At 45.6% G+C, this 8,498-nt stretch carries 6 protein-coding genes; 5 read left to right on the forward strand and 1 reads right to left on the reverse strand.

Annotation, left to right across the window (positions count from 1 at the left end; translation table 11 throughout):
* Positions 1–74 precede the first annotated feature (74 nt).
* The 3 genes from hutI to WC615_RS12150 all read left to right on the forward strand — a co-directional run bounded on the left by hutI (position 75) and on the right by WC615_RS12150 (position 3,794).
* Positions 75–1,298 carry an imidazolonepropionase gene (gene hutI, locus WC615_RS12140; RefSeq protein ID WP_372978359.1) on the forward strand — a complete coding sequence of 408 codons (1,224 nt, stop codon included), beginning with the start codon at positions 75–77 and terminating at the stop codon, positions 1,296–1,298.
* 149 nt (positions 1,299–1,447) lie between these two features.
* Positions 1,448–3,133, forward strand: a complete 1,686-nt coding sequence (ftcD, locus tag WC615_RS12145; protein WP_372978360.1) for a glutamate formimidoyltransferase — start codon at positions 1,448–1,450, stop codon at positions 3,131–3,133.
* A gap of 49 nt (positions 3,134–3,182) precedes the next feature.
* Positions 3,183–3,794 (forward strand): DUF4142 domain-containing protein, encoded by a 612-nt coding sequence (locus tag WC615_RS12150; protein ID WP_372978361.1) that lies wholly within the window; start codon positions 3,183–3,185, stop codon positions 3,792–3,794.
* A gap of 96 nt (positions 3,795–3,890) precedes the next feature.
* Here the strand turns inward: WC615_RS12150 and nagB are convergent, their stop codons facing one another.
* Complete coding sequence (gene nagB / locus WC615_RS12155; RefSeq protein WP_372978362.1) at positions 3,891–5,810, reverse strand: glucosamine-6-phosphate deaminase; 1,920 nt, start codon at positions 5,808–5,810, stop codon at positions 3,891–3,893.
* A 481-nt stretch (positions 5,811–6,291) separates the two neighbouring features.
* Here nagB and WC615_RS12160 point away from each other — a divergent pair, with 481 nt between their 5' ends.
* Both WC615_RS12160 and WC615_RS12165 read left to right on the forward strand, forming a co-directional pair.
* Positions 6,292–6,861 carry a hypothetical protein gene (locus WC615_RS12160; protein ID WP_372978363.1) on the forward strand — a complete coding sequence of 190 codons (570 nt, stop codon included), beginning with the start codon at positions 6,292–6,294 and terminating at the stop codon, positions 6,859–6,861.
* A 106-nt stretch (positions 6,862–6,967) separates the two neighbouring features.
* Positions 6,968–8,498, forward strand: a 1,531-nt coding sequence (locus WC615_RS12165; RefSeq protein ID WP_372978364.1) for a toprim domain-containing protein, incomplete at its 3' end; no start/stop codon positions are given.

The following is an 8,498-nucleotide window of genomic DNA, read 5'->3' on the forward strand; positions in this document are numbered from 1 at the left end:
CTATGCAAAGCGCACATGCATGTCAGGAGATTGCTTCGTACCTCGCAATGACGCGTAGAGAATATAAAACAAAAATGAAAAAACTAATAGGTCCGTTTACCCAAATACTTCCCTTAACTGGGCTGCCCTTAAAAGGCGCTTTGAAGGACGAGCAATTGCACCTAATTGCCAACGGCGGTGTGCTGGTTGAGAACGGACTTATTATTGAAGTTAGCGATTTTGAAGAATTAAGAAAAGCAAACTCATCTATTCAAATTGAAGAAGTACAAAGCCCGCAAGTGCTACTGCCCGGCTTTATAGATTGCCATACACATATATGTTTTGGTGGTAACCGTGCTAAAGATTACAGCATGCGCATTGCGGGCAAAACCTATTTAGAGATTGCTAAAGCGGGTGGGGGTATTTGGGATACCGTAAGCCAAACCCGTGCGGCTGATGAAGCAATGCTTGTGGAAACACTCGTGCAACGTGCCAACCGCCATCTTGCCGAAGGAGTAACCACTATTGAAGTAAAAAGTGGCTACGGGCTGAGTTTGCAGGAAGAGTTAAAACAATTACGTGCTATTAAAACAGCATCGGCACAAACTAAAGCCAAACTGGTACCTACCTGCCTTGCTGCGCACATGGTGCCGAAGGATTTTACAGGGTCGCAGGAAGAGTATTTGCAGCATGTGGTGAATGACCTATTGCCGGTTATAAAACAGCAAAACCTTACCAACCGTGTAGATATTTTTATTGAGCAAAGCGCCATCAATGTAGAAAACGCGCTTGTTTATTTAAACAGAGCCAAACAAATGGGCTTTGATATTACCGTACATGCCGACCAGTTTACTGCCGGTGGCAGCGCTGTTGCTGTGCAGGTTGGGGCCGTATCTGCCGACCATTTGGAAGCCAGCGGTGAGCATGAAATTGAACTATTAGCTGACTCAAATATAGTTGCTGTTACGTTGCCCGGGGCGTCGATGGGGTTGGGTATGCCATACGCCCCGGCACGTAACTTATTAGATGCGGGTGCCTGCCTGGCCATTGCCAGCGACTGGAACCCCGGATCGGCCCCAATGGGCGACCTGCTGATGCAAGCCGCTGTAATGAGCGCATCCGAAAAATTATCTGCTGCCGAAGTCTTTGCGGGGCTGACCTTTCGCGCGGCTGCAGCTTTAAAAATGGAAGGTGGTATATTAGCACCGGGCATGCCAGCAGACATGCAGGCCTACCCATGTGCCGATTACCGCGAAATATTATATTACCAGGGAAAATTAAAGCCGGTACAGGTATGGACTGGCGGAGATAAGGCGTAGGATAGTGCGATTCCCTCCCAACGGGAGGGTGTAGGGAGGGGTTAGTAAACTTGCTACGTATAACCCCTCCCTGCCACCACAACGCCCAACACACCCCTCCCAAGGGAGGGAATAGAAAAAGACTAATGAACCATTGAACTAATAAACCAATGAATAAACTAATTGAATGCGTGCCAAACTTTAGCGAAGGTGTAAACCTGACTATCATCAAACAAATAACCGACGAGGTTGAATCTGTAGAAGGGGTACGCCTGCTTAACGTTGATCCTGGTAAGGCCACCAACCGAACTGTGGTGACTTTTGTGGGTGAGCCCAAGCAGGTGATACAAGCAGCGTTCCTGGCGATAAAAAAAGCCGGGGAACTGATAGATATGAGCAAGCACAAAGGTGAGCACCCGAGGATGGGCGCTACTGATGTTTGTCCGCTGATACCGATTGCCAATATCAGCATGGAAGAAACTGCCGAATACGCTAAACAACTGGCCAGGCGTGTTGGCGAGGAATTGGGCATTCCGGCGTATTTGTACCAGCATGCGCAGGCAGATAAAACCCGGGATAACCTGTCGGTAATTAGGGCAGGCGAGTACGAAGGTTTTTTCAAAAAAATAAAAGAACCAAAATGGAAGCCTGATTTTGGCCCGGCGGAAATGGATGCTAAACGCGGCGCTACAGTGATCGGCGCGCGCGATTTCCTGATCGCTTATAATATTAATCTGAACACTACCTCAACCCGCAGGGCAAATGCCATTGCTTTTGATGTGCGCGAAGCAGGCCGTGTAATGCGCGAAGGCGACCCGGTTACCGGGAAAATCATTAACGATGAGAATGGTAAACCAAAATCTATCCCCGGCACGCTGAAAAGCGTAAAGGCTATAGGCTGGTACATTGAGGAGTATGGTGTTGCGCAGATCTCTATGAACCTCACCAATATCGAGGTAACCCCAATCCACATCGCTTTTGATGAAGTTTGTAAAAAAGCGGCTGAACGAGGCATCCGTGTTACGGGTAGCGAGCTGGTTGGCCTGATCCCGTTGAAAGCCATGTTGGATGCAGGTAAATACTTTCTGCGGAAACAACAACGGTCGACAGGCGTGAGCGAAAAAGAACTGATCAAGATTGCCATCAAATCCATGGGCTTGGATGAGCTTGGTCCGTTTAACCCGGACGAACGTATTATTGAGTATTTACTGAAAGATACCGCTGCAAGCAAACTGGTGAGTATGAGCCTAACCGACTTTGCCGACGAAACCGCAAGCGAAAGCCCTGCACCGGGCGGCGGGTCTATATCGGCCTATATGGGCGCTTTGGGGGCTTCATTGGCAACGATGGTGGCCAACCTGTCATCCCATAAAAAAGGATGGGATAGACGCTGGGAAGAGTTTGGTAATTGGGCCGAGCAGGGGCAAAACTATAAAGATGAATTGTTGCGCCTGGTTGATCTGGATACCACCGCCTTTAATAAAATTATGGAGGCATTCGGCTTACCTAAAGGAAACGATGCAGAAAAAACCGCCCGTGACCAAGCCATACAGGACGCCACCAAATATGCTATTGAGATACCATTTAAAGTGATGCAGACTTCTTTTGAAAGTTTAACGCTGATCCGTGCGATGGTAGAACAGGGCAACCCCAATTCGGTAACGGATGCAGGTGTGGCCGCGCTTTGTGCACGGTCGGCAGTGATGGGCGCATTTATGAATGTGAAGATCAACGCTTCGGGCTATAAGGATAAGGCATTTGTGGATGATATATTGAAAAGAGGGGGAGAGATAGAGCAGAAAACAGTAGCTGCCGAAGCTGAGATAATTGCTTTGGTGAATGGGAAGATAAAATAGCGTGGCATAATTGTTGGTTAATTATTTAATATATAATTAAATCAACGCCATGAAAAACGTATTAAAATTTTTATCAGTTATAGCAATCACGGCTTTAGCATCGTGTAGCGGTAACGGAAGCAAGGGTAATGCTGATACTGATAGCACAGCAAGTTATAACAGTAACAGTACCGATGCGGCCATTGACAGTAACAAAAAGCAGTTAAAAGCGGAAGATTCTACCGCGGTATTTGACGACACCAAATTCGCGGTGGCAGCAGCCAACGGTGGTTTGCTTGAAGTACAGTTAGGTAAGCTGGCGCAAAGTAAAAGTGTATCGCCAAAGGTACTTGAGTTTGCCAAAATGATGGTTGAAGATCATTCAAAAGCTAATAAGGAACTGATGGCTATTGCGGGTGCTAAAACTATTACCCTGCCTGCCATTTTAGATAATAAAACCCAAAAAGACTATGATGACATGGCTAAATTGGGTAAAACTGAATTTGATAAAGCCTATACCGATTATATGGTGAAAGACCATAAAGAGGATGTAGAAGAGTTTCAGAAAGAGGCTGATAAAGGAAAAGATGCCGAATTAAAGGCATTTGCTGCAAAACATGTCCCTATTTTGAAACACCATTTAGAAGCTGCACAGCAAGCTAATGATGCGGTAAAGAAATAAATAGTATGTAGCGGCGCAAAGTACTGTGTCTCTACATACGGTAAATAAAAAAGGGAACGCAAATGCGTTCCCTTTTTTATGGTAGATATAGGGTTATTAATAATGATACCTCACAAAAGCCTCCATGGCTGCGTATTCGGCCATGCCTAATTTGTCGTAACTCTGCGCGGTTTCACGGTTGCGGTCTTCGGCGCGCACCCAAAATTCGCGTGCATCATCACCCGGGAAAACAGGTCTGTCTTTTTGCGACTGGTGTTTAAATATAGCGTTGCGTTTACGTAACACTTCGGCAGGCGATAAAGGCACCGCCATTTCAATTTCGTAAGTTGGGAATTCCTGCCACGCACCGCGGTACATCCAAACCCAACAATCGTTCACCCATGTTTCGGTTTTACGCAATCGGCGTAAAGCCTCTATTACAATGTTAAAACAAACCACGTGTGTGCCGTGCGGGTCGGCAAAATCACCTGCGGTAAATACCTGCTGGGGTTTTACTTTTTGTAAAAGCTCCATTGTTAAACGTACATCCTCTTCGCCAACGGAGTTCTTTTTGGTTTTGCCTGTTTCGTAAAATGGCAGCGCCTGGAAATGGATATTACTATCAGGTAGTCCCGCAAACCGTGCTCCCGAAATTGCTTCAGTTTTGCGGATGAAACCTTTTACATCACGAATCTCGGGGGTATCTACCTGGTTAGGGAGTTTTTGATCGATGAACTTGCGCATGTCTTCATATATCCCCTGTAGCTTTGCGGTATCCTCGCCAACGCTTTGTTTAAAGTCGATAGCGAATTCCATATAGCGTAAAACATCATCATCCCATACAGCGGTATTGCCTGATGTTTGGTAAGCCACGTGTACATCATGCCCCTGGTCAACAAGGCGAATGAATGTACCACCCATCGAGATCACATCATCATCGGGATGTGGGGAGAATATGATAGAACGTTTGCGTGCAGGTTCGGCACGTTCGGGGCGCTGACTGTCATCAGCTCCCGGTTTACCACCCGGCCAACCGGTTATGGTATGCTGCACCTGGTTAAAAATATCAATGTTTATCTGGTATACCGGCCCCTGCTCCACCGCGAGCTGCGCCATGCCATGGTTGTTGTAATCCTCTTCTGTTAGTTTCAGAATAGGTTTACCCACCGCAGTGGATAGCCAGATCACGGCTTTCTTTTTCAGGCTGTTGTCCCATACGCAATCAGATACCAGCCAGGGGGTATCAAAGCGGGTTAAGCCGGATGCCGCGTCTTTATCCAGTACAAATTCTACATTGTCTGATAATTGCAGGAAGGTAGCCGGCACTTCGCCCGAGATCTCGCCCTCTACCGCTTTACGAACAATTGGTGCTTTTTTGGCGCTCCATGCCATCAGGATAATTTCGCGGGCCTTAAAAATGGTACCTACACCCATGGTGATGGCTTTGGTTGGTACGTTTTGCTTACCGCCAAAATCGCGCGAGGCATCATTTCGGGTTAGGTCGTCAAGGGTAACCAAACGTGTGCCCGAGTTTGGCGCCGAGCCCGGTTCGTTAAAACCAATGTGACCGGTACGGCCGATACCTAAAATTTGCAGGTCCAATCCGCCAAGCTCTTCAATCTGCTTTTCGTATTCTAAGCAAAAAGCGGCTACTTCATCCTGCGGCAAGGTGCCGTCGGGGATATGAACCAGGCTTTTATCGATGTCTATATGATCGAAGAGGTTTTCGTTCATGAAAGTAACGTAGCTTTGCGCTGCATCCGGTTTCATGGGGTAATATTCGTCCAGGTTAAAGGTGATCACACCTTTAAATGATAAGCCTTCTTCTTTATGTAAGCGGATCAATTCTGCGTAAACCTGTATCGGGGTAACGCCTGTTGCCAGGCCTAATACTGTGGGTTCGCCGGCTGCTTGTTTGGTACGGATGAGTGCCGCTATCCGCCCGGCTACTGCCAGCGATGCTGTCTGCTGGTCGGCATATACCGTAACCGGCAGTTTCTCATAACGCGTTTCTTCTAATAAATTTAATCTTGCCATAATCAGGTTTATATAGTGTTATTTAATTCGGTCAGTTTAAAAAAGCTGGTACAAAAAAAATCCTCACCGAAGTGAGGATTTACAACCAATTAACTATAAATTTTAACCCACTTAATGAGGATAGAAAGTATACATATTTTAATGACCTGTTTTTCATCATTGATGCAAACTTAATAAAGTTAAATCTAAAAAACAAAATACTTTTTAAAATAATTTAAAAAGATTGAAATTGCAGCTCAAAGGCAATGTGTTGTATATGATGTAATTATCTAAATGTTTATTTTTTAAATTTATATATAAATTAATTTTATTTAACGTTTCAAATCATTTAAATTCGTTCATTGATTTTGTGTAACCTAATTAAACCCGGCGTGTTTTGAAGCAATTTAAACAAATATTACTTACGGGTATATTGCTGTTTTGTATTGCACCTGTACTTATGGTAGAGGCGCAGAGGCGTCCTTATAAAACTAAAAAGGTTGTGGCTGTAAAACAAGCCGCTAAACCCGTATACATTAGTCCCCAACTAAAAAACTTTCAGCAGTTAACTGCTGCGGCAAACGTAAATTTCATTTTCCCGAAAGGTTTTAAAGAGATAAAGGCACCCGATAACGAAGACCTTTCTTTTGATTATGCTATGGAAATGCCCGGTAAGGAATTCGAGATCTGGTTCCAGGTAAAATCGCAGAAAGAGAATTACGCCAGCTACGAAAAATCTATAGGTGATAAAAGTAAAGCCCAGGCCAACCCCGACTCTTTGTACCTTGGGATGGGCACCGCCCATGCCCTCACCTTTGCGGGCGACAATAATTTTTTACAACGCACTATCCCGCCCAAATATTTGGCGCGTTACAACGCTGATGCCGGCAAATCATACCTGTTAAATCTGCAGGATGAAGCCGTTACCAAGGGTTATAAATACGCATTGCTGATAACCCTGCAAAAAGACCATATCGGTACCATCCTGGCGGTTTGTTTTGCCAATGAAAAAGGCCCCGAGTTTTTCAAGAACATTGACAGGGCCAGCAACTGCATAAAGTTTAAACCATAAGGCCCGCAAATGTTAATAAGTTGGCACATTTAAATGTTAATTTAAGTGGCATAAATTTATTTTTGCATACGGGCAAAATCTCTACCCCAAAACATTTGATCTGAACATGGCAGAAACAGTAAATTATGATGATGATAGTATCCGGTCGCTCGACTGGAAAGAGCACATCCGCTTAAGACCGGGTATGTACATTGGTAAGCTGGGCGATGGCTCTGCTTATGACGATGGCGTATACGTGTTGCTTAAAGAGATAGTGGATAACTCTATAGATGAGTTTGTGATGGGATCGGGTAAAACCATAGAAGTGAACATGAGCGATCATAAAGTTTCTGTTCGCGATTATGGCCGCGGTATCCCTTTAGGTAAAGTGATTGATTGTGTATCAAAAATAAACACAGGCGGTAAGTACGATAGTAAGGCTTTCCAAAAATCGGTTGGTTTGAATGGTGTGGGTACAAAGGCAGTTAACGCTTTATCAAACTCGTTCACGGTACAATCATACCGCGACGGCCGTACTAAGATCGCCGAGTTTGCAAAAGGAGAACTGATACGGGATGAGCCTGAAAAGGAAACATCGCAACGCAACGGTACAGCTATTAACTTTGTGCCCGACGATACCATCTTCCGCCACTACCGCTTTATCCCGGAGTTTGTAGAAAATATGATCTGGAACTACGTGTTCCTGAATGCCGGTTTAACGCTGAACTTTAACGGGCAAAAATATCTTTCGGAGCGGGGCTTGTATGACCTGCTGGTACGCAACGCCGATGCAGAAAACCTGCGTTATCCTATCATCCACCTAAAAGGCGAGGATATAGAAATAGCCATGACGCATGGGCAATCGTACGGTGAGGAATATTACTCGTTTGTAAACGGGCAGCATACAACTCAGGGCGGTACGCACCAGGCAGCCTTTCGCGAGGCGGTTGTTAAAACCATCCGCGAGTTTTATAAAAAAGAATTTGATGCGTCGGATATCCGGGCTTCTATTGTCGCTGCCATCGCTATAAAAGTACAGGAACCGGTTTTCGAATCGCAAACAAAAACTAAGCTGGGTTCGCAAAATATTGGGCCTGAGGGGCCATCGGTACGTGGGTTTATCAACGATTTCCTGAAAAAGGAGCTGGATAATTACCTGCATAAAAACCCGGCTGCTGCCGATGCATTGCTGAAACGTATCCTGCAATCTGAGCGCGAGCGCAAGGATATTGCCGGTATTAAAAAACTGGCGAATGACCGCGCCAAAAAAGCATCATTACATAACCGTAAGCTGCGCGATTGCAAGCTGCATTTTGACGATAACCACGAACGCAAGCAGGAAACCACCCTGTTCATCACCGAGGGTGACTCGGCCAGCGGATCGATCACCAAATCGCGCGATGTGCAAACCCAGGCGGTGTTCAGCTTAAAGGGTAAGCCGCTAAACTGTTTCGGGCTAACCAAAAAAGTTGTTTACGAGAACGAGGAATTTAACCTGCTGCAGCACGCGCTGAATATTGAAGACGGTATTGACGGCCTGCGTTATAACAATATTGTAATAGCTACCGATGCCGATGTGGATGGTATGCACATCCGCTTGCTGTTGATGACCTTCTTCCTGCAGTTTTTTCCTGATCTGGTGAAAGCCGGTCACGTAT

It is taken from the genome of Mucilaginibacter sp. (genome assembly GCF_041663085.1).
GTDB lineage: Bacteria > Bacteroidota > Bacteroidia > Sphingobacteriales > Sphingobacteriaceae > Mucilaginibacter.

What these genes read in the sequence shown, in the direction of transcription:
- hutI (WP_372978359.1), top strand. Translation starts at nt 75, where the DNA reads ATGAAAAAACTAATAGGTCCGTTTACCCAAATACTTCCCTTAACTGGG.
- ftcD (WP_372978360.1), top strand. Translation starts at nt 1,448, where the DNA reads ATGAATAAACTAATTGAATGCGTGCCAAACTTTAGCGAAGGTGTAAAC.
- WC615_RS12150 (WP_372978361.1), top strand. Translation starts at nt 3,183, where the DNA reads ATGAAAAACGTATTAAAATTTTTATCAGTTATAGCAATCACGGCTTTA.
- nagB (WP_372978362.1), bottom strand. Translation starts at nt 5,810, where the DNA reads ATGGCAAGATTAAATTTATTAGAAGAAACGCGTTATGAGAAACTGCCG.